We start from the raw sequence: 22,945 nt of genomic DNA on the forward strand, positions 1-22,945 counted from the left end.
ACAGGGCAGACCGGCACGGGGGAGATCCCCCCACGCCTCGGCCCGCGTTGCACGTTCCTTACGCCGATGCGCACAGATGTGGAACAGGTGACTTGCGAACACCGTAAACGGCCTGTGTAAGGCCCATATGCAGCGAAATCCCCGATGACCTTCAGGCCGCTGCCGTCTGACGCAGACCGCGCGTATTGCGCCCGCGCTGCAGGAACACGATGAGGCCCAGCAACAGCAGCGCCGGAATGAACATCAGATACTTGCTGGGCTGCGGCACAGGCTTGAGCACGCGCAGCACCTCTTGGTCCCAATCAAGCCCGGCAGACTGTGCCGCACTGTTATAGGTGACGTCATCCACGATCATCTTGTCGCCGTCCTCGCGGAAGAGAAGACCAGCGTTTTCAAGCTTCTCCTCGCCTGTTGCACCATCGCCAATTGGCAGCAGCGCCACAAAAGTGATCGGATCGCCCAGATCGTTCATCCCCGCGACCCGCAGGCGCAAACGATCCCCTGCTGGCGTATCCGCCGCCGCCTGAACGATCTCGGACGGTGCTTCTTCGACGTAGGGCGGAGAGACCATATCCATCCAGAAACCGGGGCGGAACAGCGTGAAGGCGATGAGCAACAATGCGATGGATTCGTAGAAGCGGTTTTTCGCCAAGAACCACCCTTGGGTTGCAGCCGCAAAGAGCAGCATCGCGATGGTCGCGACGAAAAACACGAACAAGCCCTGTGCCCATGTCACATTTATCAGCAGTAATTCGGTGTTGAAGATGAACAGGAACGGCAGCGCCGCCGTCCGCAAGCTGTAGAAAAATGCGATCACACCGGTTTTGATCGGGTCACCGCCCGACACGGCGGCGGCGGCAAAGCTCGCCAGACCGACGGGCGGGGTCACGTCCGCCATAATACCGAAGTAGAACACAAAAAGGTGCACCGCGATCAGTGGTACGATCAGGCCGTTTTGCTGACCCAGCGTAACGATAACCGGTGCAAGCAAGGCTGACACCACGATATAGTTCGCCGTTGTCGGCAGCCCCATCCCGAGGATCAGCGACAAGACCGCCGTGAGCAACAAGATCGCAAGGATATTGCCGCCAGACAGCACCTCGACCACATCGGCCAGCGCCGAGCCAACACCGGTCTGGCTGACTGCGCCGACGATAATACCGGCCGTCGCCGTGGCGATACCGATGCCGATCATATTGCGCGCACCGGTCACCAATCCGTCGATCAGATCAAAAACACCGGCCTTAATGTCCGCCACCAACCGGCTTTCACCGCGGAAAATTGCCATCAGCGGACGCTGGGTGACGAGGATGAAAATCATAAATGCCGAGGCCCAGAAAGCCGACAAGCCCGGCGACAGACGGTCCACCATCAAGGCCCAGACCAGCACGACAACTGGCAGGATGAAATGCAGACCCGAGCGCACCGTCGGACCCGGCAAAGGCAGCGAAGTCACTGGCGCGTCAGGGTCTTCCATCTTGAGCGGCTTTTCACGCGAGGCGACATAGAGAAGCCCGGCGTAGACCAGCGAGATGAAGGCAAAGACGATATAACCCGCCGTCTCGGGGAAGGCCGGACGGATCCAGCCCATGCCGTAATAAACCGCAAAGGACACAACGCAGATCACCGCAATCGTAAAGGCGATACCGATCAGACGCTGGACGATCGGTTTGGGCGTATAGGCGCGCGGCAGACCTTCCATGCCCGCCTTCAGCGCCTCAAGATGCACGATATAGACCAGCGCGATATACGAGATCACCGCAGGCAGAAACGCATGTTTGACCACGTCGAAATAGGGAATGCCGACATATTCGACCATCAAGAATGCCGCAGCGCCCATGACCGGCGGCATGATCTGACCATTGACCGAGGACGCAACCTCGACCGCGCCTGCCTTTTCAGAGCTGAAGCCGACCTTCTTCATCAGCGGAATGGTAAAGGTGCCTGTGGTCACGACGTTGGCGATAGAAGAACCCGAGATCAGCCCCGTCATCGCAGAGGACACGACCGCAGCCTTGGCAGGTCCGCCCTTCATATGGCCCATCAGGCTGAAGGCGACCTGAATGAAATAGTTGCCCGCGCCCGCACGGTCGAGCAGCGAGCCGAAAAGCACAAAGAGGAACACGAAAGAGGTCGAAACCCCCAGCGCGATGCCGAAAACGCCTTCGGTGGTGATCCACTGGTGGTTGACGATCTCGGACAGGCTGTTGCCCTTGTGGGCAATGATGCTGGGCATATTCGGGCCCATAACTGTGTAGAGCAGGAATACCGAAGCCACGATCATCAAAGCTGGCCCCAGTGCGCGGCGCGTCGCCTCCAGCAAAATCAGGATGCCCGTGACGGCAACCACATAGTCTTGCATGATCGGGGCACCGACACGGTCAGCGATGTCGCGGTAGAACATAAACAGGTACAGCGCACAAAGTGCACCAACGATGGCCAGCGCCCATTCCCAAACCGGCACGCGGTCTTTGGGAGAACCGAGCACGACCGTCGCAATAACAAAAAGCGCGGGGATCGGCACCCACCAGACGGCTGTGCCGTCCTTCGCGCTGAGCATGAAGAGCGCGGCAAGTGCCAAGGGTATGATTACCCCGAGGGCGAGTTGGAATTTCGTCCGGGCTGCGGGAAACATCATGATGCCCAAGAACACCGCAAAGCCGAGGTGGATCGAACGGGCCAGCGTGTCGTTAAACAGACCGAAAGGAGATGCGATATAAAGCTGGAACAGCGACCACGCCAGCGCAACCAACAAAAGCAAGGTGCCTACCATGCCGGAAACAGACCGCCCGCCCGTATCGGAAGAGGCAACCAGCTCGTCGAGCTCCATCTGGCTCAGCCCGCCATGGCCCGCGCCGTAGGCTTCTACAGCCGCGGCCTTCTGTTGGTCTTTCTGAGACATCGCATTTTCCCTGATAACCCGACCTTAAGGTCGGTGTTTTTATTTTTAGGTGCGCACGGCGGCGCAAAACGCCGCCGTGCAAAAGCAATCTTAGGCGATGATTACATCAGGCCTGCTTCTTTGTAGTACTTCTCGGCACCAGGGTGCAAAGGTGCAGACAGCCCGTCAGAGATCATCTCTTCTTTGGTGAGATTTTCAAAGGCAGGGTGCAACTTTTTAAAGCGGTCGAAGTTCTCGAACACGGCTTTCACCACCTCGTAGACCACCTCGTCATCTACATCCGCCGAAGTGACAAATGTCGCCTTCACGCCAAAGGTTTCGACGTCTGCGTCGGTGCCTTTATACATGCCGCCCGGCACGGTGGCCTTGGCATAGAACGGATTGTCGGCGACCAGCTTGTCGATCTCAGGACCAGTGACGGGCACGATATGCGCATCGATGGTCGAAACCGCCTCCTGGATGGAGCCGTTGGGATGGCCGACGGTATAGATGATCGCGTCAACCTTGTTATCGCCCAATGCGGCGGCCTGTTCGGCTGGCTTCAGCTCCGACGCCAGCGCGAAATCGTCCAGCGTCCAGCCTTTGGCCGCCATCACGACTTCCATCGTTGCCCGCTGACCTGAGCCAGGGTTGCCGATGTTGACGCGCTTGCCTTTAAGGTCATCGAAGCTTTCGATGCCGCTATCGTTACGCGCGATCACGTTGAAAGGCTCACCGTGTACCGAAAAGACAGCGCGTTCTTTGTCGAACTTGTTGCCTTCGAATTCGGACGTGCCGTTATACGCATGGTACTGCCAGTCGGACTGGGCGACGCCCATATCCATGTCACCCGCTTTGATTGCGTTGATGTTGGCAATCGAACCACCGGTGGAGGGCGCCGTACATTTCAGGCCGGTTTTATCGCTGTCACGGTTAACCAGACGGCAAATCGACTGACCCACAACAAAGTACACACCCGTCTGACCGCCGGTCCCGATGGTGATGAACTTTTCCTGAGCTGTCGCCGCGGTTCCGGCCACAAGAGCCCCCGCGATTGCTAGTGTTTTGAACATTTTCATAAATGTCTCCCCTTTTTTAATTTTTGATCACCAAGCCCCGTAAGCTGGCCATCACTGGCCTAAGGCTAGTCTTTTAAAAAGTGGCTTCAAGTCAAACCCGAACAGTACCGGATCCTCCCCTACTCTCGTTTAAAAGCCGCACCGTCACACAACGGGCAAGATTCTTGCGTTCAGGTTAGGCATGTTTGATATTATGATCAAGCCAGCATCGCATAAAGCCTTTTTCGGGCCATAAGCGCATGAATTCGCATGCTTTAGCTAGGTCACTGATCAGATAATTACGGAAAAATCACCCAATGTGTTTAATATAATAACCAAATACCGGCTTTACGCCACGCGCTCCCTTGCGCATTTCGGTGAACTCAGCAAACTGCGCCCTCCGGCCCTTTTTCGCGATTTTCTGGAGCAAACATGCCCGACTTGCAACGCTATAACCGGTTTATTCCTCTCATCGGGATCGCCCTGCTCGCGGCAGTCTCCCTTGTACTGAGTTTCACTTGGTCGATCTGGTTTCTCATCCCGCTCGCGGTGCTGGCCATCCTGTCGGCGTTGGGCATTTACGACTTGTTCCAGACCAAACACTCGATTTTGCGAAACTATCCTGTGCTCGGGCATATGCGGTTTTTCTTTGAAGGCATCAGGCCAGAAATCCGCCAATATCTGATCGAATCCGATCAAGACGAAGAGCCGTTTAGCCGCGATGATCGCAGTCTGGTGTACCAACGCGCCAAGGGCGAGGAAGACGCCCGCCCCTTCGGCACGCGCATGCGGGTCTATGATGCAGGGTATTCATGGGTCACCCATTCGGTGCAGCCTAAACACATCGAGAACACCGATTTTCGCGTGCGCATTGGCAATAAGGACTGCAAGCAGCCCTATGACGCGTCGATCTATAACATCTCCGCAATGAGCTTTGGCTCGCTGTCGGGCAATGCGATCCAGGCATTGAACACCGGTGCACAGCTTGGCGGATTTGCCCATGACACTGGCGAAGGCTCGGTCAGCCGATACCACAAGGCGGGTGGCGGAGATCTGATTTATCAGGTCGCGTCGGGCTACTTTGGTGCGCGGGCGGCAGATGGCAGCTTTGACCCTGATAAATTTGCCGCAACCGCCTCGCTGGATCAGGTCAAGATGATCGAACTCAAGCTGAGCCAAGGCGCCAAACCCGGCCATGGGGGCATGTTACCCGCCCGCAAAATCAGCCCCGAAATCGCCGAGGCGCGCGGCGTACCGATGGGAGTAGATTGCATTTCGCCCGCCCACCACTCTGCGTTTTCGACCCCGATCGAGATGATGCATTTTCTGGCAAGACTGCGCGAGCTTTCGGGCGGCAAGCCTGTGGGTTTCAAACTCTGCATCGGCCACCAGCGTGAATTTATGTGCATGGTCAAGGCGATGCTGGAAACCGGCATAGCACCTGATTTTATTGTGGTTGACGGGGCCGAAGGCGGCACGGGTGCGGCCCCGCTCGAATTTGCCAATCACGTCGGCATGCCAATGATCGAAGGGCTGACCTTTGTGCACAACACACTGCGCGGCGCTGGCATCCGGGATCAGGTCAAGCTCGGTGCGGCAGGTAAGGTCGTCTCGGCTTTTGACATCGCCCGCGCATTGGCGCTGGGGGCCGATTGGTGCAATTCGGCACGGGGTTTCATGTTTGCCATCGGCTGTATTCAGGCGCAGGCCTGCCATACAAACCATTGCCCCGTCGGTGTCGCCACCCAGGATAAAACCCGCGAGCGGGCTTTGGATGTGGGCGATAAAAGCGTGCGCGTCGCACGGTTTCATCGCAACACGATGCGAGCCTTGGGCGAGATGGCTGGGGCGGCGGGTCTGGGCCATCCAAACGAGTTTCTACCGCGCCACCTGATGCAGCGCCAAAGCGACCGCAGCATGGTGCAGGGTGATCAGGTCTATGCCTATCTGCCCGAGGGGTATTTGCTGGACGACAGCGCGGCCGACTATAAGGGCAACAAAACCCGCTGGGCACGCGCCCGCGCCGATAGCTTCGCGCCGTTTGACTAGGCGCGGCCGTCAGGGACTTAGGAAATAAACGCCCGCGCTTCGCCGCGATGCTCTGGCGCAAACCGTTTGAACGCACCGGGCGGCATGATCGCATCGCAGACCTTGAGCGCCGCGCCAAATCCCTTGCCGCCCGTTACGATGGCGAGCCTGCCAACCTTATCAAGCTGCGCGAGGATGCGCGCGTCGAGCGAACGTTGGTCCGTTGTGCTGGGTGCAGAAAGACCGGTCATGTCGATCATCGCGTTCACCGCGCCTTCGTCTTCGAGATAGGGGCCGAGGATTTTTTCGATTGCTTCAACATCGCGCGCGTCGATCTGACCGGTCAGCGTCATCGCGAGTTTTCGAGGGGCAAATTCCTGAATTTCAATCACGTGCAAGCTCCTTCATTGAAGCCGATAAACGCATGCCGAAGCTATGTTGTTCACAATAAAAAAGCCGCCGAAAGATTTCCGGCGGCTTTTCGCTTGAGTTTCGGTGTGTGGAAAAGCTTACTTTGCTTCTTCTGCAATCGCAGCTGCGATCGATGCTTCAAAGATTTCAAGGCCTTCTTCTACAATCGCGTCGGAGGCGGTCAACGGCACCATCACACGGATCGCGTTGCCGTGCATGCCACAGCTCAGCAACAGCAGGCCGCGCTTGAGGGCGTGCGCGATAACGCGTTTGGTGAAATCGGCGTCCGGCTTGATGGTGTCAAAGTCAGTGACAAACTCCACCGCGACCATCGCACCCAGCCCGCGAATATCCCAGAACCGATAAGGCGCGGCGCGCGCACCGATTTCTGCGAAACGGACCTTGAGGGTTTCACCCATCGCCGTTGAACGTGCCAGCAGACCTTCGTCTTCGATCGCTTCGATTGCTGCCAAAGCCGCAGCACAGGCAACAGGGTTGCCGCCATAAGTGCCGCCCAGACCGCCGGGGGCCATGGCATCCATGATGTCGGCACGGCCAATTACGCCGGCCAGAGGATAGCCGCCCGCCATTGATTTAGCGACGGTGATCAGGTCTGGCACCACGCCGGAATGTTCAATCGCGAACCATGTGCCAGTCCGGCCAAAGCCCGCCTGAACTTCATCAGCGATCAACAAGATACCATGCTGGTCACAGATGTCGCGCAGGGCTGTCATCATTTCGAAGGGCACTGGCGTATAGCCACCTTCGCCCAAAACCGGCTCGATGATGATCGCGGCCACACGTTCGGGCTGTGCATCCGTCAGGAAGAGGTTCTTCAAACCAGTCAGCGCGTCCTGGACAGTGATGCCATCGCGGACCGACGGGAAAGGCGCGCGGAAGATATCGGACGGGAACGGGCCCACGTCTTTCTTGTAGGGAGAGACCTTACCGGTCATGCCCAGCGTCAGCAGAGTGCGGCCATGGTAGCCGCCGGTAAAGGCGATCACACCGGGGCGGCCTGTTGCTGCACGCGCAATCTTCACGGCATTTTCGACAGCTTCAGCGCCAGTTGTGACCAGAAGTGTCTTCTTGGGAGCATCACCGGGGGCTAGGCTGTTCAGCTTTTCCGCAAGTTCGATATAGGGGCCGTAAGGCACAACCTGAAACGAGGTATGCGTGTAGTGGTCTTCTTGCGCCTTGGCAGCTTCGATCACTTTAGGGTGGCGGTGGCCGGTGTTCAGCACACCAATGCCGCCGACGAAATCGATGAAACGGTTGCCTTCAACATCCCAAAGCTCGGCGTTTTCCGCGTACTTGGCATAGATTGGCGCGGCAGAGGCAACACCGCGTGGCACGGCGGCTTCGCGGCGGGCAATCATCTCGGCGTTGGTCAGGTCGGCCGACTGCACCAGCTTTGGCGAGATGGACTGCACAACTGCCATTGCCGGCTTTTTCTTTGTGCTATTTTTGCTGGACTGCTTTTTGACGGTGCTGGACATTTCAGATTTCCTTTGCTGCCAACGCGCTCTTGCGTTTAAAAAAACGTCTTAGAATGTTTAATATAATTGTCAATCACCTTGTCTGTCCTTAGGTAAACAGCCGCAGACTGCGGAACTTTGGCTGTGACATCGGGGCCAACTGCCGTTAGGTAAATTCGGGCAGGAATTCAGGGATATAGCTGTTGGACATCGGACAGAAACTCAGAACCATCCGTAAGCAACGCGGCTTGTCACAGCGAGAGCTGGCAACGCGGGCGGGGCTAACCAACGGGACGATTTCGCTGATTGAAAAGAATCGCACCAGCCCTTCAGTTGCGTCTCTCAAAAGTCTGCTGGACGCGATCCCGATCAGCATGGCCGAATTTTTCTCGACACTGGAGCAATCGGACACGCCGAAGGTGTTTTACACCGCCGATGAGTTTACCGAAGTTTCCCCCTCGCGGCCTGGGCAGGTCAGTCTGCGGCAGTTAGGCGATGCGGAGCATCACTCGTTGCAAGTGCTGCACGAAACCTATCCCGCAGGAGCCGACACCGGACCTGAATGGCTGTCGCATGATGGCGAGGAAGCAGGGGTAGTGGTGCGAGGCTCGATTGAAGTGACTGTTGACGGAAACATTTCGGTGTTGAACACAGGCGATGGTTATTTGTTCGACAGCACTTTGCCGCACCGTTTTCGCAACACCAGTGACGAGATCTGCGAAGTGATCAGCGCCTGCACGCCACCGAGTTTTTAAAACGACCTGACCCCGCAGGGGGTGCTGCGGGGTCAGGTCATGTCAAATATAGTGCTCCAGTCAGTCCGACCTTGGCATGCGTGACGCAGTTTTGCGATTGTCTGCCGACTTGTCGCGATAGGAGTATTTCTCCCGGCTTGAGGTCGTCAACGTCACTATAATTACAGCCGCCAAGGTAAGAAGAGTAAAGCAACCAAGAAGTAGTTCGGTGGTCATCTCGTCTCCTTTCCAAGTCAGGTTTCACAAGCACAACCTACCTGCGACACGAGGGTTCCAGCGGGAGGAAAGGAATCTTTTTACGTGGGCGACATGTTGCGCAGTTGCACAGCGCTTTCTGATGCTAGTAGTCGCGGATTTCCTTGCCCCGCTGGGGCACGGGGAATTTGACGGTCAGGGTGTAATCGGTCTCGGTCTCCTCGACCTCGATCTGTCCGTTAAGCTGCCTTGTGAAGGCAAGGATCAAGCGTGATCCAAGGCCAGTGCCAGGCTCGGTGTGGTCCTTACCGACGGCATTTTTCACTATTAAAATAGCGTTTTCGGGGCTGTCATAACCAAGGTTCACAGTGATGTCGCTTTCGCGCTCTGGGTCGCGCGACACGTATTTTAGCGCATTGGTCAAAGCTTCGGAAACCAACAGAGTTAGGGGCGCGGCATCATCGGCGTCGACCGATATCTTGTCATAATGTTGGTGCACTTTCACATCAGATCCAGGCGCGAGACCGACGCTGAGCAGTTGGTTCACAACTTCGTGCAACAGCACGCTGGCGTCGACGCGTACCAAATCGTCGTTCTGGTAGAGGTTCTTGTGCACTGTCGCGAGGCCGAGAATCCGCTCTTGCAAACGGCGCAAGACGAAACGGGCATCCGCCGTGGATGCCTGCCTGATCTGCATATTCATGATCGAGGAAATCAGTTGCAGGTTGTTCTTGACCCGATGGTGCACCTCTTTGAGCAGGATGTTCTTTTCGCGCAGGCTGTCCTCTAGGGTCGCTTCGTCGCGCAGAATGGATTCAGCCATTCCGATAAAAGCGCTCTCCATCTCCATCAGTTCGGTCGGAACACTGGGGTTCAGCGTATCGCGCGGCAAGGTGCGGTTGATTGCAAAGCGCCGCATCTGACGCCCGAGTTTGCGGATATGCGTGATCGCCAAACGGTTCAACGCCCAGAAGGCCACGATCAAGCTTGCCAGCCACATCAACACAGGCAGCAAAAGCCCGATGCGGGACGACAGCGGCGTCTGCAAAAACGGCGTGTCCGATGGCCAAACGCTCAGCGCGAAAACCGTGTTAGGCACGATTGGTAGCACCGCGTAGGCCCGCTCCTGCCCACCCTTGCTAGCCGCGCGAAACACCTTGGTCTCATCGCCGGTGAACACCGAAAGCGCCACATCCTTCGGGAGTTCCTTCTCAACCACGGCATAGCCCCGCTCGGTGGTGAGGATATCGCCGTTTTGGTTAAAGGTCATCATCGCCAGCGGCGTCAAACTAAGGGCCGGTTCGGAGACCTTTTTGAAGGTTTCAAATGGGATCGAGATCGACATAACCCCAATCAATTCGCCTTGATCGAAGACCGGCGTGTTCACCACGGTCACGGGCCGCTGACTGACAGTGCCGCTGCGGAAAGTGGTCGCGCGTCTTTGTTGGCTTTCGACGGACAAATGAAAACTGTCGTTCTCAGTGAAATCGAATTCCTTCTCTTCCGACGAACACTCCATAATCCCGTCGGCTCGAATGAATCCGACCAAAGTATAAACGTTAGACGCGTCTCGATAGTCGCGCAGGAAAGCCGAACAATCTGGCGAGTCCCGGCGGATACGAATGATTGATCCCAAGGCCTCGGCGGCGCCAAATGCTTCCTGCAGCACCTGACGTTCGGCTCCCGACGCCTGTTCGGTCACCGCAAGCAACGAAAGCTCGGCGTTCAACTTGCTTTGCTCGGTGATCTGCTGGGTTTGCACAACAGCGATCAAACCGATTGGCAACAGCGCGAGCGACAGAAAGAATAGCACTCTGAGTTCCAGCCCTCTCATGACACTCCCGCTGAAAAACCCTGACGTCATCGCTAGAACGAAGACACTTTGGAGGCTGAAAGCACCGACATTGTCGCATCGTCCGTCATCTCAAGTGAGTCGTTTTCGCCGTGACCCATCAGTTCTGCCAGCCGGATTCGGGCGCGATTGGTCCGGCTTTTGATGGTTCCGACGGCCACGCCACACATTTCTGCGGCTTCTTCGTAAGAAAATCCAGAGGCGCCGACGAGCAACAAAGCCTCGCGCTGTTCGTCTTTCAGCTTGGCCAATGCGCGGCGGAAATCCGTCATCTGCATGTGACCGTCGTGGGCAGGTTTCTCGGCGAGATTCTCGGTGAACACCCCGTCCACATCCGACACTTCGCGCTTGGCTTTGCGGCGAGATGAATAATAGGTGTTGCGCAAAATCGTGAAGAGCCAAGCCCGCATATTTGTGCCGACTTCAAATTTCTCTATATTTGTCCACGCCTTAACAAGCGTGTCCTGAACCATGTCATCCGCGATTGCCCCGTTGCGGGTCAAGCTGATGGCAAAAGCCCGCATGGCCGGTAGATGCTCTACCAGCTCCTCACGTGGGTCGCGTTGGGTCATGTTATTGAACCTTGCCGGTGTCTTGCTGTTGCAACTGCTTCAACAAATCTTTGAACCGGTCAGGAATCCCTTCTTCGAGCGTTTCGTCAAAAACGCGTTTCAGATTCTCGTCAATGACGCGTTCACGATCTGCGCTGGTGTTAGATTTCACAAACATACCTCTGGATTCGCCCGCTAGTAGTCAAATATTATACACATGCATCGGAACCAAACACCGCTGATCCACGTTTGGTTCCGAGAATAGTAAAAAAAAAGGACTGGTCCAGATGAATGACGCACCTAACACGCCAAGTATCAGCGACGAACTCGGGGCGACGATCCCATTTCTGCGCCGGTTCTCGCGGGCAATGACGGGCAGCCAGCAAAGCGGCGACTCCTTCGCCGCTGCCGCTCTGGAAGCGATCCTTGCGGATCGGTCTGTCTTGCAAGGTAGCTCGACCAAGACGGCATTGTTCAAAGTTCTTTACAGCATTTGGGCCAGCGTCGGCGCCCCTGTCGAGCACGGTGAACATGGCGCGCGCGCCAAAGCGCAGAAGCGTTTGGAAAGCCTGACCAACAACAGCCGCGAAGCGTTGTTGCTGCACACCATCGAAGGTTTCTCCTTTGACGAGATCGCCGAAATCATCGGCGTTGAGCAAAGCGAAGCAGAAGAACTGGTGACAATTGCCCGCCGTGAAATGGCCGATAGCGCCACAGGTTCAGTGATGATCATCGAAGACGAAGCGATCATCGCGATGGATATCGAAAGCATCGTGGCCGAGATGGGCCACCGTGTGACCGGCGTTGCCCGCACCCGCGATGAAGCGGTGAAGCTGGGTAAGGCCGATGTGCCTGACCTGATTTTGGCGGACATCCAACTGGCCGACAACTCGTCGGGCATTGATGCGGTCAATGACCTTCTTGAAGCTCTGGGCCATCGTCCGGTGATCTTTATCACAGCCTTCCCCGAGCGTCTGTTGACCGGTGACAAGCCAGAGCCAGCCTTCCTGATCTCCAAGCCATATTCGGTCGATCAGGTCATGTCGGCTGTGTCTCAGGCGATGTTCTTTTCGTCGACCGAAACCATCACTGCTTAAACTTTAATAGGCAGTAAACCACTTCATGAACGCCGGGCTTGCGAAAAGTCCGGCGTTCTTTACACTTCCGGGAACAATTCTCGCGTCCGCTGCGTTTGTCGTTTGACACATACATCTCGACCTCTTGGAAGGAGCCATCACATGGCGACCACAACCACCAACGGCAAAAAGTCCGACTCCATCGTCACGATCGACGATCTGGCGGGCCAGCTTACCACTCTGAAAAACGAAATCGCTTCGCTGACCTCGGCGATGGGCGATTATGGCAAGGCAAAAACTGCCGAAGTAAGTGACACGGCAAAATCGACAGTGAACGATTTGTCGAATGCAGGTCGCGAACGGGCGCTGGACGCCCAGAAACAGGCCGAAGAGTTTGTCCGCACTCAGCCCTCGACCGCTTTGGGCATTGCGGCTGGCGTAGGTTTTCTTGTTGGCATGATCACGGCCCGCCGCTGAGATGATCTCACTGATAGGCCAGCACGTTCAGGATGCTGCATCACGGACCGCACAAACTGCTGTGATCGGTCTGGGTGCAGCAATTGCCATGTTTATCGGACTAGGCTTTCTGACGCTTGCCGCATGGCTTTTTCTGATCGCTGTTGCCACACCCATCACGGCCGCCTTGATATTGGGCGGCCTTTATTTTGGCATAGGGTTGGTCGCGCTTTCCATTCTATCGGCGCGTCAAAGGGCACGGGCGCGCGCCAAAGCAGTCGCCGCGCAGCAGTCCGCCAGCGCCGAGGGCGCACTGTCAAAAATAATCTTGGCCTTTATCACCGGCATTACCGCAGGTCAGAAATCGCGGTCCTGATCGCGGAGATCAGCATCGTCGTATCAAACGGCAATGGCACCATCTGCATCCAGCCCGGCAAGGGCTGAGACACTTTGCTGCCGCCCCCGATCACCACAAACCGCACATTCTGCGCCAACTTGGTCGGATCCATCAGCCGTGCGAACAAGCACACGGTCGGACGCGCGACAATTGCGACAGCGGGTTCGGTGTAGGCCGCCAGAGTTTCGAACAATTCATCTACCGAGTCGAACAATCTTATGGAACAGTCAGAAAAGAGCTCCGACAGTGTTTCGGAGATATCCTCCTGAACAATAAGATCTGGCTCATAGATAAAGAAAGACATCACGCACCCTCCACGAATAGTGCAAGTTCTATGCAACCTCTTCGCGGGGCGCATTAAACAGTGACATACACAAAGGCTATTTTTCGATGACAACCCAATGTCGGTACTGTCCTTTACTTCGCAAGGACGCCTTTGTTCGCATGTCGAAGGAAGAGATTGAATTTATGCAAAAATTCAAGGCTGGTGAGCTTACGGTAGAGCCGGGCACGCCAATCTTGATGCAAGGCTCGAACGCGCCGCAGTTGTTCACCGTACTTTCCGGTCTCGGTATACGCGACAAGATGCTTGAAAATGGCCAGCGTCAGGTGATCAACTTCGTCTTTCCGGGCGATTTTATCGGGCTGCAGGCAGGTGTACTGGGCAAAATGGGCCATTCTATCGAGGCGCGCACCCACATGCGGCTTTGTGTTTTCAATCGGTCCGAGTTCTGGAATTTCTTCAAGAACCACCCCTCACGGGCGTTCGACATCACATGGCTGGCCGCTATTGAAGAGCATTTTCTGGGCGAAACGCTCGCTACTTTGGGTCAGCGTACAGCCGTTCAGGCAGTCGCTTGGGCATTAGTGCGGATTTATCAGCGGGGTGAAACGCTCGGCATGGTGACCAACAACCAGATGGAGCTGCCCTATACCCAACGCGATATGGCCGATGCGCTTGGGCTGTCGCTGGTGCACACAAACAAAACACTCGCCAAACTGAAAGAACGGCAGCTTGCCTCCTGGTCGGATCGCACGCTGCGGATTTCTAATTTGCATGCGTTGGCCGAAGTGGCTGTTACCTCCCTGACCGAACCGCCCAAACGCCCGCTGATGTGAAACCGCGGGGCCAGCAGCTTCAGCCGTCCACGTCGACCACATGATCGGCGACGTAAGCGCCGCGCTTGCCCAACGGCTTGGCGCGCCCGGTGGTGCTATCCGACTTGGTGCGCAGTTCGATTTGCGCATTCAGCGAGGCACCCAGCAGCACCAGAAAGCTGGTGATCCACAGCCAGATCAGCATGGCGATGACCGCACCGATGGACCCGTAAACTTGATTATAGTTGCCGAAATTTGCCACGTAATAGGAAAACCCGATCGATACGGCAGCCCATGATGCCACGGCCAGAATGGCCCCGATGCTCAGCCACTGCATCTGCGCGGCTTTGCGGTTCGGGCCATAGCGATAAAGTACGCCAACCCCCATCAGCAGCACAGCAATCGCAATGGCCCAACGCAGAAACTCGACCGCGAAGTTACCCAGCCCACCCAGCGGAAAGAACGCCAGTATCACAGGTGCTACCACCAGCATCAGCATCGCGATAATCCCGACAAACACGAGCGCGATGGTCAGGATCAGCGCCCGCGCATAATGGTGCGCGGCCTTGCGATTGCGTTCACTATAGACGTTATTGAGGCCCTTCATCATCGCCCCCACCCCTGCGCGCGCCGACCACAGCGCAAACAGCAGCGACAACACGCCCGCCCAGCTCAGCTTGTCGGCACTGGTATTCACCAGCGAGACAACCTGCGCATTGATCAGGTTATAAACGTCATGCGGCAACAGCCCGCGCACATCCTCAAGCTGCGCCACGACGACAGCGGGGTCAGAGATCAACCCGAACAGCGCAATGATCGCCGCGAGGGCAGGAAACATCGACAGCATCGAGAAAAACGCCACACCCGCCGAAATCAGGCTGAGGTCGTTTTCCGCCACGTGGGTCAGGCTGGCCCTGAAGGCCTGCCAATAGAGTATCGGGCGCGTCGGAAGGCTGCGCTTCATAGGTGTCCCCTGCTCGTGCCGCGTCAAGTGCTTGGTCGGGCGCTAGCTGCCCTCGACATCATCGCGCACTTGGCCCCATGCAACCAGCGTGAAGATAACGGTTCCTCCGACGATGTTGCCAACCAGCACCGGAATAAAGAACCGGAAGATTGCTGGCAGAATGTCCAGTTCACCGCGCACGATAAGGAACGCCATCTCGACCGAGCCCGCGACAATATGGGTGAAATCCCCTGCCGCGATCAGCCACGTGAAGGTGAGGATCAGGAAAAATGCCGTCTCATCGGCCTGCGGCAGCATCCACACGATCAGGGCCACGATGACACCGGCTGGAATAGCCCGCCAGAAACCTTCCATCGCGGGCATCCCAGTCGCGTGATGCGACAGATCGGCCATAGCGGCAAGTACCTCACCCGATACCGCAGGCGTAAACTCGAACAGCGACGCCGCCGCAAAGGCGCCAATGACATTGGCCCCCAGAACAATGCCCCAAAGCCGCAGCATACACATCAGCGCGTGCGTAGTCCGCGCTTGCATCACAGGCAGCACGGTAGTGATCGTGTTTTCCGTGAAAAGCTGCATCCGGCCCATGATCACGGCGAGAAACCCCAGAGAGTAGCCAAGGTTCTCGATCAAAAAGCGATACGGCGTATCGGGCAGATAGGCGCGAAAGATCGATTCGCCCAAAACCGAGAGGCTGATCAACATCCCCGCCGCGATCCCCGACCAGACCAGCGATTTGGTCGAGCGGCGCAATTCTTCCTCGCCCTCGCGCCGGATCACTTCGTAGATCAGCTTGGGCGACAGCGCCGCCGCTTCGGAAACGGATCTTTCTTCCGCCGCCGCCTCGACTGCGGCCTTACGTCTGTGTTTCGAGATCAGCGGAGCCATATGCGTCTTCCATCTTAGAGTTTTGCTAATCTAGCGCAGACTGGCGTTTCGCACACCAAAAATGATCAGACAGATCATCGCATTCGACTTGCACACCCCGCGACAAAAGCAAAAATAGCGCGACCTGAAAGGACCCTCCTATGACCGCTGACCTCTCCAATCTGATGCCCGAAATCCGCAGCCGCTTTGCCCATGTAGAGAGCTGCCCGTTTCAGGGCCCTCGGGTATTCTTTGAGAACGCGGGCGGTGCGCTGACGCTGAATTCCGTCGTCGAAACCTCGACTAAATTTGCCGCCATTCCCGACAATCAGGGCCGCGACAACCCTGCCTCCAAGGCTTTGGTCGACATCATCAACCGCGCAAAAGCCGACATGGCGGTGTTCTTCAACGCCCCGCAAGGCCGCTTTTTCGTTGGAGAATCCGGCACCGAGCTAAGTTTCCGCCTGATCCGCACCGCGATCATGGGCAGCGCGACCGGTGGATCGGTCATCGGCTCGTCGATTGAACACCCCGCCTCGCGCAGTGCCGCACTGCATTGGGCCGAAGTCGCGGGCAAACCCTATATCGACGTGCCGCATGATGACGCCACCGGACAGGTCACCGCCGAAACCTATGCTGCCAAGATGACACCGGACGTGCGGGTCGCCACAATCCTGCACACTTCGCCCGTTACAGGCATCGGAAATGACGTGGCGGCAATTAGCGCCGCAATCCGCGCAGTTTCGCCCGAAGCGTTGATTTTCGTCGATGGCATCCAGCACGCCAGCCACGGCAGGATCGATATCGCCTCCTATGATATCGATGGCTATGTCGTTTCGCCCTACAAGGTGTTCTCGCGCCACGGCTATGGCATTGCCTGGGCGTCCGACCGGCTGACAAGCCTCTCAATCGAGACACTGCGCAACAGCCCCGCTGGCAACTGGGAGATGGGCACCCGCGATACCGGCGCCTATGCGACATTCTCCGATGTGGTGGCCTATTTTGACTGGCTCGGCGGCCAGGTATCGGACGCCGATACTCCGCGGGGCCGGATCGAGGCGGCAGGGGCGGCAATCCATGCCCATGAAAAGACCCTTACCGATGCGATGCTGCATGGGGTTGGCAACCTGCAAGGCTTGGCCGAACTGCAGGGTGTCACGATCCTGGGCGGTATTGAGAATAAAGACCGCGAAGGGCTGGTATGTTTCGCGCTAGACCACGTGCCCGCCGCAGACATCGTTGCCAAGCTGAATGATCAGGGCATCCGCACCCATATGCGCAAGGCGGATCATTACTCCGGTAACGTGCTGAACCCGCTAGGAATAGAGGCTGCCGTGCGCGTGTCGCTGTGCCATTACAACTCGCTCGACGAGGTGCGCAGCCTGCTCGCTGCTATGAAAGGCATCGCTGGCTAACGGATCGGGACGAATTCAACGCTGGGTGGTTCGCAGCCTCTTGCCAAGGGGCGCGAACCGTTCAAACATGCGGCCATGATACAGTCCCTTTCCAGCACCATTCACGCGCGGCGCGACGATCTGATCGCCCTGACGCAAGACCTGATCCGCATCCCGACGCTTAACCCTCCGGGCAGCGACTATCGGCTGATTTGCGAATACCTTGATACACGCCTGAAAAAGCACGGCTTCCAGACCGAGCTGATCCGTGCCTACGGCACACCGGGCGACAGCGAGAAATATCCGCGCTGGAACATCATCGCGCGCCGCGAAGGCACGCACTCGGGCGATTGCGTGCACTTTAACAGCCACACCGATGTTGTCGAAGTTGGTGCGGGTTGGACCTTTGATCCCTTCGGCGCCGAGATCTCGGACGGGAAAATCTATGGCCGTGGCACCTGTGACATGAAGGGCGGCTTGGCGACCTCGATCATCGCCGCCGAAGCCTTTATTGAAACCTACCCCGAATACAGCGGCGCCATCGAAATCTCCGGCACGGCAGATGAGGAATCCGGTGGCTACGGTGGCGTCGCCTATCTGGCCGAAAAGGGCTATTTCGATCCGGCCCGCGTCCAGCATGTGATCATCCCCGAACCGCTGCACAAAGACCGCATCTGCCTTGGTCACCGCGGCGGCTGGTGGGCCGAGATCGAAACCAAGGGCGAGATCGCCCATGGCTCGATGCCGTTCTTGGGCGATTGTGCGGTACGGCATATGGGCGCGGTGCTGTCGGAGTTCGAATCCAAACTCTTCCCAGCCATGGCATCCCGCTTCACCGAAATGCCCGTAGTGCCCGATGGCGCCCGCAATTCGACGATGAACATCAACTCGATCCACGGCGGCCAAAAGGAGCAGGACGACGACTTTGACGGCCTGCCCGCGCATTGCGTGCCGGATTCCTGCCGTATCGTCATCGACCGGCGGTTTTTGGTCGAGGAATCGCTGGATCAGGTCCGCGACGAGGTGACCGCCTTGCTCGAAGGGCTGCGCGCCAACCGTGTCGATTTTGACTATGAGCTGACCGAGCTGAACTCGGTCCTGCCCTCAATGACCGACCGTGATGCACCCGTGGTGCGCACGGTGGCCGATGCGATTGAAAAGGTAATGGGCAAGGTGCCTGACTACGTCGCCTCGCCCGGCACCTACGATCAAAAACACATCGACCGGATCGGCAAGCTGAAGAACTGCATCGCGTACGGCCCGGGCATTCTGGAAATGGCGCATAAGCCGGATGAATACATCGGCATTGATGACATGGTCGATGCCGCCTGTGTGATGGGTGCGACGCTGGAAACGTTACTGCTGCCCAAAAGCTAGGCTGCAGGGCGATCAGTCAAAGGCGCTGGCCGACGCGATGGCCAGCCCGTCGATAATTGCGGTGAGCGCCGAGCCGCGTTGCATTGTTGCCTGCGGGAACCGGCTCTGCAGCGCAGTTTCGATTACCCCCATCAGGCTCGATCCGCCCACAAGAATAAGCCGTGTGACTTGGCTCGGCTCGATCTGCGCCATGGTCGCCGTCTCGACGGCAGTCTCGGCAATCTCTGCCGCCATGTCGCTCAGGATGGCCATGAGCATCGCGGCAGGCAGCGGCAAGCGCAAATCCCGTTCCAACACGCCCAGCTTGATCTCGGGCGGGGCGCTGGCATTGGGCGTATTGGCGGCGATCTTGCCCGCCTCCACGGCAAAGGCGATATCGTGGCCCAACTCTTCTTCCAGCACCATCACCAGCCGGTTCAGCAGCTCCGGTTGTTCGGCGTATTTTGCAAGGTCGGCGGCGGCGCGGCGGGTTTCATGGGTATAAAGAAACGGAATTTTCTGCCACGTCGCCAGATCGTCAAAGATTGATTGCGGCGCGGCATGGCTTTCGTCACCGAAAACATGGCGGATTTGGCTGCCCAACCCCAAAACCGGCATCACCTGATCGAGGCTGATCTCGCGGTCGAAATTTGTGCCCCCCAGCCGCAAACCGTGGCTGACCAGAATATCGATCCCGTCCTGCGCACCCTGCCGGAACAGCGTGAAATCCGAGGTACCACCGCCGATATCGACGATCAGCGCCAAATCTCCTGCTTCCAGCGTATCGCGATTGGCCAGCGCCGCAGCGGCAGGCTCGGCCATGAAGGCAACATCCTCAAACCCAGCCGCCTGATAGCATTCGCGCAGATCAACCAAAGCCTGCGCGTTGCGCGCCTCGTTGGCGCTGTGAAACAAAACCGGTCGGCCCGAGAGTGCATGGGTAAAGGTCTGCCCTGTCGCGGCTTCGGCGCGGGCCTTCAGCTCGGCCAGAAACCCGCCGAAAAGCGCGATAAAATCCATCCGCCGCCCCAGCACCATCCGGCTTTCACGCATCAACGCTGTGCCCAGAAGGCTTTTCAACGCCCGCATATAGCGCCCTTCGACACCTGCAATCAGCGCCTCCTGCGCGGGGCTGCCATAGACCAGCTTTTTCTCATATGAATCAATGAACAGCGCGGTGGGCAGGGTCATGCCCCCTGCCTCCATCTCGATCAGCCGCCCTTGGCCTTCGATGGCATAGCCGACCGCAGAGTTTGATGTGCCGAAATCAACGGCTAATGTGGAGAATGTCTGTGCCATAATAGGTGCTTTTCTTAAATCCGGAGCCAGCCTCATAGCGGTTCAAAAGCAGGCATGCCACGCCAAAGCGGCTGCTAGTCAAACAAAACAAACCGCGCTAACGTTCGGACGTCATAAAAACGGGGAGCCCCACCATGTCACATTTTCGCGCACTTCTGCTTGGCGCCAGCGCGGCGTCGCTGATCGCCGGTGCTGCGTTTGCCCAGCAGACCGACATCACCGTCGCGATGCAGCTTGAGCCGCCACACCTTGATCCCACCTCGGCAGCCGCCGGTGCGATCGATTCCGTTCTCTACTCCAACGTGTTCGAAGGGCTGACCCGCTTCATGGGCGATGGCTCGGTCGTGCCCGGACTGGCGCAATCCTGGGAAATCTCCGAAGACGGAATGACCTATACATTCAAGCTGCGTGACGGTGTGACCTTCCATGACGGCTCCACGATGGACGCCGAAGATGTTAAATTCACCCTCGACCGGATCCTCGCCGAAGACAGCGCAAATGCACAAAAGGCGCTGTATACCGGCATCACCGGCGTCACCGTGATTGACCCGATGACCGTTGAGGTAAAGCTGGCCGAACCGAACGGCAACCTGCTGTTCAATCTGGCTTGGGGTGACGCAGTGATCGTGGCACCCGAAAGCATCGACAACATCAAGCAAGCCCCCGTCGGCACTGGTGCTTTCAAGTTCGATAGCTGGACCCAAGGCGACAAGGTCGAACTGTCCAAATACGCCGAGTATTGGGGCACCCCCGCAAAGCTCGACAAGGTGACCTTCAAGTTCATTTCCGACCCGACTGCCGCCTTTGCAGCGATGATGGCCGAAGATATCGATGCCTTCGCTAGTTTCCCTGCCCCTGAAAACCTGCCGCAGTTCGAGGCAGACCCACGCTTTCAGGTCTTGATCGGCTCGACCGAGGGTGAAACGATTTTGGCGATGAACAACAAGCAGGCACCGTTTGACAACAAAATGGTGCGCCAAGCTGTTTCCCACGCGATTGACCGTCAGGCGATTATCGATGGTGCGATGTTTGGCTACGGCACCCCGATCGGTACGCATTTCGCGCCGCACAATCCGGCCTATGTCGATGAACTTGCGCTGAGCGCTTATGATCCTGAACAGGCCAAGGCGATGCTGGCCGAAGCCGGATTTCCCGACGGTTTTGAAACCACGCTGGACCTGCCCCCTCCCTCCTATGCCCGTCGTGGCGGCGAGATTATTGCCGCGCAGCTGGCCGAAGTTGGTATCACCGCCAAAATCAATAACGTCGAATGGGCGCAGTGGCTTGAAACAGTGTTCAAGGGCAAGAACTTTGGCATGACGATCATCAGCCATACCGAGCCGATGGACATCGCGATCTATGCAAATCCGGATTACTACTTCCAGTATGACAATCCGGCATTCCAAGAGCTGATGACCAAGCTTAACAGCACCACGGACGCCGCCCAGCGCGACGCGATTTTAGGTGAGGCCCAGAAGATGATCGCGGAGGATGCAGTGAACGGGTATCTGTTCCAGCTTGCTGCGCTGTCAGTTGCCAAAGCGGGCGTTCAGGGGCTTTGGACGAACGCACCGACCCAGGCCGCCGATATGACCGGTGTCAGCTGGGCTGAGTAAACGCACATGGTGAGGGTGGCGCTTCTCAGGCGACCCACACCGAAACACAAAAAAGGGGCGCCAAATGGTGCCCCTTTTTCGTTACGAACGAGTGGTTCGGTTACTTGGTGCCGTCAAGACCGGCAGCAGCTTCGGAAACCATCGCGTCGAGGTTCTGGTCGCAAACAGTGATGAATGCTTCGAGATCTTCTTCGGTCATGGGCTCTGAATCCATGTTCGAAGCAGCTTCGTTGCCGCCCGTTGCTTCAACAGCTTTTGGCTCGCCATCGCTGATGCTGCCAACTTCGGCAGTGCTATCAGTCGCTTCGGCTTCGGTCGTGGTGCCACCAGTGGCTTCGACTGCCATGGCTTCGCCTTCAAGGCTCTGGCCATCAGCGCCGCTGCTGACTTCGGCAATCGCCATCGTGGCAACTGTCATCATGTCTTCGCTGCTCAAGGCTTTGAATTCTGCGCAGCTCATTGAGGCGCTCATGTGCGCGTCGGCGAAGGCAGGCGCGGAGACTGTGCCCATCAATGCGGCGATTGTAAGTGATTTAAATACGGTATTCATTTTTACGCTCCAGTGCGATTGACTATATCACGGGGAGAACCCCGCCCACGCCATAAGGTTCCCAGCCATATGCAAACGTGACAATTAAAAGCGAGGGCACCCGCAGGCACCCTCGCATTTTAGTATCAGGTAGGTTTCGTAACAGATTAGCGTGTGCCGAACTGGCCTGCCGCAGCTTCGGATACCATTGCATCCCAGTTGCGCGAACATACGCGGTTCAAGACTTTGATTTCTTCTGCAAAGCGGGTCATGTCGTCGTCGGCAGGCCGCGTGCTTGTCGCCATCGCAGTGCCTTCGAGCGATGCGGTGCCGTCGCTTTCAACAGCCGCAGTGCCCACTGAGGATTCAGTCGCGGTGGCTGTGCCGTCGGATGGCTGGCCATCGTCGTTCAATTCACTGACGGCCATGACCGCAATGGTATCACGCTCTGCGCCGCTCAGCTGGTTATAGTCTTCGCAGGTCATGGAATTCAGGTCCATGTGTGCGGCGGCAAACAGTGGTGTCGAAAGGGTGCCCATCAGGCCTGCGATCGCGAGAGTTTTGAAAGTGTTTGTCATAATAATCTCCTGGTTGGTTGGGAATATAACTGAGCGGCCAACAAATTGGTTCCTAACAATCTGCATAAAAGCGACATCACATGCCGCAAACGAGGCACGTGATGGA

22 protein-coding genes are annotated in these 22,945 nt (G+C 57.3%); 9 read left to right on the forward strand and 13 right to left on the reverse strand.

What is annotated here, in order from left to right:
- Nucleotides 1-151 precede the first annotated feature (151 nt).
- Together BM174_RS07905 and BM174_RS07910 are read right to left on the reverse strand one after the other, a co-directional pair.
- A complete protein-coding gene (locus tag BM174_RS07905) occupies nucleotides 152-2,902 on the reverse strand; it encodes a TRAP transporter permease (protein WP_093923316.1) in 2,751 nt (916 codons plus the stop codon).
- A gap of 101 nt (nucleotides 2,903-3,003) precedes the next feature.
- Nucleotides 3,004-3,960: a TAXI family TRAP transporter solute-binding subunit gene (locus BM174_RS07910; protein ID WP_093923317.1), complete on the reverse strand. Its 957-nt coding sequence runs from the start codon at nucleotides 3,958-3,960 to the stop codon at nucleotides 3,004-3,006.
- 411 nt (nucleotides 3,961-4,371) lie between these two features.
- Between BM174_RS07910 and BM174_RS07915 the strand changes: the two genes are divergently transcribed.
- Entirely contained in the window at nucleotides 4,372-5,988 is a 1,617-nt protein-coding gene (locus tag BM174_RS07915) for an FMN-binding glutamate synthase family protein (protein WP_093923318.1), read from the forward strand.
- Nucleotides 5,989-6,005: 17 nt separating this feature from the next.
- Here BM174_RS07915 and BM174_RS07920 read toward each other — a convergent pair whose 3' ends face one another.
- Both BM174_RS07920 and gabT read right to left on the reverse strand, forming a co-directional pair.
- Nucleotides 6,006-6,359, reverse strand: coding sequence for a SpoIIAA family protein (locus BM174_RS07920; protein WP_093923319.1), 354 nt, complete (start codon nucleotides 6,357-6,359; stop codon nucleotides 6,006-6,008).
- Nucleotides 6,360-6,476: 117 nt separating this feature from the next.
- Nucleotides 6,477-7,820: a 4-aminobutyrate--2-oxoglutarate transaminase gene (gabT, locus tag BM174_RS07925; protein WP_425442345.1), complete on the reverse strand. Its 1,344-nt coding sequence runs from the start codon at nucleotides 7,818-7,820 to the stop codon at nucleotides 6,477-6,479.
- A gap of 239 nt (nucleotides 7,821-8,059) precedes the next feature.
- Here gabT and BM174_RS07930 point away from each other — a divergent pair, with 239 nt between their 5' ends.
- Nucleotides 8,060-8,611 (forward strand): cupin domain-containing protein, encoded by a 552-nt coding sequence (locus tag BM174_RS07930; protein ID WP_093923321.1) that lies wholly within the window; start codon nucleotides 8,060-8,062, stop codon nucleotides 8,609-8,611.
- Between the two features lie 340 nt (nucleotides 8,612-8,951).
- On the opposite strand, the gene BM174_RS07935 is transcribed toward BM174_RS07930, so the two are convergent.
- From BM174_RS07935 to BM174_RS07945, 3 genes are read right to left on the reverse strand one after another with little or no spacing between them, the layout of a single operon-like run.
- Nucleotides 8,952-10,619 (reverse strand): sensor histidine kinase, encoded by a 1,668-nt coding sequence (locus BM174_RS07935; RefSeq protein WP_245766300.1) that lies wholly within the window; start codon nucleotides 10,617-10,619, stop codon nucleotides 8,952-8,954.
- Between the two features lie 53 nt (nucleotides 10,620-10,672).
- Complete coding sequence (locus tag BM174_RS07940; protein WP_093923323.1) at nucleotides 10,673-11,230, reverse strand: RNA polymerase sigma factor; 558 nt, start codon at nucleotides 11,228-11,230, stop codon at nucleotides 10,673-10,675.
- A 1-nt stretch (nucleotide 11,231) separates the two neighbouring features.
- On the reverse strand, nucleotides 11,232-11,381 hold the full coding sequence (locus tag BM174_RS07945) for a NepR family anti-sigma factor (protein WP_093923560.1): 150 nt from the start codon (nucleotides 11,379-11,381) through the stop codon (nucleotides 11,232-11,234).
- A 115-nt stretch (nucleotides 11,382-11,496) separates the two neighbouring features.
- Between BM174_RS07945 and BM174_RS07950 the strand changes: the two genes are divergently transcribed.
- The 3 genes from BM174_RS07950 to BM174_RS07960 all read left to right on the forward strand — a co-directional run bounded on the left by BM174_RS07950 (nucleotide 11,497) and on the right by BM174_RS07960 (nucleotide 13,117).
- A complete protein-coding gene (locus BM174_RS07950) occupies nucleotides 11,497-12,306 on the forward strand; it encodes a response regulator (protein WP_093923324.1) in 810 nt (269 codons plus the stop codon).
- 141 nt (nucleotides 12,307-12,447) lie between these two features.
- Nucleotides 12,448-12,762 carry an ElaB/YgaM/YqjD family protein gene (locus BM174_RS07955; RefSeq protein ID WP_093923325.1) on the forward strand — a complete coding sequence of 105 codons (315 nt, stop codon included), beginning with the start codon at nucleotides 12,448-12,450 and terminating at the stop codon, nucleotides 12,760-12,762.
- 1 nt (nucleotide 12,763) lies between these two features.
- Nucleotides 12,764-13,117, forward strand: a complete 354-nt coding sequence (locus BM174_RS07960; protein WP_093923326.1) for a phage holin family protein — start codon at nucleotides 12,764-12,766, stop codon at nucleotides 13,115-13,117.
- On the opposite strand, the gene BM174_RS07965 is transcribed toward BM174_RS07960, so the two are convergent.
- Nucleotides 13,089-13,442 (reverse strand): hypothetical protein, encoded by a 354-nt coding sequence (locus BM174_RS07965; protein ID WP_093923327.1) that lies wholly within the window; start codon nucleotides 13,440-13,442, stop codon nucleotides 13,089-13,091. The two genes, BM174_RS07960 and BM174_RS07965, sit on opposite strands and share 29 nt — an antisense overlap.
- Before the next feature lie 86 nt (nucleotides 13,443-13,528).
- Here BM174_RS07965 and BM174_RS07970 point away from each other — a divergent pair, with 86 nt between their 5' ends.
- Nucleotides 13,529-14,257 carry a Crp/Fnr family transcriptional regulator gene (locus tag BM174_RS07970; RefSeq protein WP_093923328.1) on the forward strand — a complete coding sequence of 243 codons (729 nt, stop codon included), beginning with the start codon at nucleotides 13,529-13,531 and terminating at the stop codon, nucleotides 14,255-14,257.
- 19 nt (nucleotides 14,258-14,276) lie between these two features.
- On the opposite strand, the gene BM174_RS07975 is transcribed toward BM174_RS07970, so the two are convergent.
- Entirely contained in the window at nucleotides 14,277-15,200 is a 924-nt protein-coding gene (locus tag BM174_RS07975; protein ID WP_093923329.1) for a YihY/virulence factor BrkB family protein, read from the reverse strand.
- A 42-nt stretch (nucleotides 15,201-15,242) separates the two neighbouring features.
- Nucleotides 15,243-16,088 (reverse strand): formate/nitrite transporter family protein, encoded by an 846-nt coding sequence (locus BM174_RS07980; RefSeq protein ID WP_093923330.1) that lies wholly within the window; start codon nucleotides 16,086-16,088, stop codon nucleotides 15,243-15,245.
- A 140-nt stretch (nucleotides 16,089-16,228) separates the two neighbouring features.
- Here BM174_RS07980 and BM174_RS07985 point away from each other — a divergent pair, with 140 nt between their 5' ends.
- Both BM174_RS07985 and BM174_RS07990 read left to right on the forward strand, forming a co-directional pair.
- Nucleotides 16,229-17,482 (forward strand): aminotransferase class V-fold PLP-dependent enzyme, encoded by a 1,254-nt coding sequence (locus BM174_RS07985; RefSeq protein WP_093923331.1) that lies wholly within the window; start codon nucleotides 16,229-16,231, stop codon nucleotides 17,480-17,482.
- A gap of 75 nt (nucleotides 17,483-17,557) precedes the next feature.
- Complete coding sequence (locus BM174_RS07990; protein ID WP_093923332.1) at nucleotides 17,558-18,838, forward strand: acetylornithine deacetylase/succinyl-diaminopimelate desuccinylase family protein; 1,281 nt, start codon at nucleotides 17,558-17,560, stop codon at nucleotides 18,836-18,838.
- 12 nt (nucleotides 18,839-18,850) lie between these two features.
- Here the strand turns inward: BM174_RS07990 and BM174_RS07995 are convergent, their stop codons facing one another.
- On the reverse strand, nucleotides 18,851-20,116 hold the full coding sequence (locus BM174_RS07995) for an Hsp70 family protein (protein ID WP_093923333.1): 1,266 nt from the start codon (nucleotides 20,114-20,116) through the stop codon (nucleotides 18,851-18,853).
- Nucleotides 20,117-20,250: 134 nt separating this feature from the next.
- Between BM174_RS07995 and BM174_RS08000 the strand changes: the two genes are divergently transcribed.
- Nucleotides 20,251-21,732, forward strand: a complete 1,482-nt coding sequence (locus BM174_RS08000; RefSeq protein ID WP_093923334.1) for an ABC transporter substrate-binding protein — start codon at nucleotides 20,251-20,253, stop codon at nucleotides 21,730-21,732.
- Nucleotides 21,733-21,832: 100 nt separating this feature from the next.
- Here the strand turns inward: BM174_RS08000 and BM174_RS08005 are convergent, their stop codons facing one another.
- Nucleotides 21,833-22,282 carry a hypothetical protein gene (locus BM174_RS08005; RefSeq protein WP_245766301.1) on the reverse strand — a complete coding sequence of 150 codons (450 nt, stop codon included), beginning with the start codon at nucleotides 22,280-22,282 and terminating at the stop codon, nucleotides 21,833-21,835.
- Between the two features lie 146 nt (nucleotides 22,283-22,428).
- The gene (locus BM174_RS08010; protein WP_093923335.1) at nucleotides 22,429-22,839 is read right to left on the reverse strand and encodes an HdeA/HdeB family chaperone; all 411 of its coding nucleotides are present in this window, start codon (nucleotides 22,837-22,839) and stop codon (nucleotides 22,429-22,431) included.
- Between the last annotated feature and the right edge of the window lie 106 nt (nucleotides 22,840-22,945).

Origin of the sequence: Sulfitobacter brevis, assembly GCF_900112755.1 — a bacterium.
Lineage (GTDB): Bacteria > Pseudomonadota > Alphaproteobacteria > Rhodobacterales > Rhodobacteraceae > Sulfitobacter > Sulfitobacter brevis.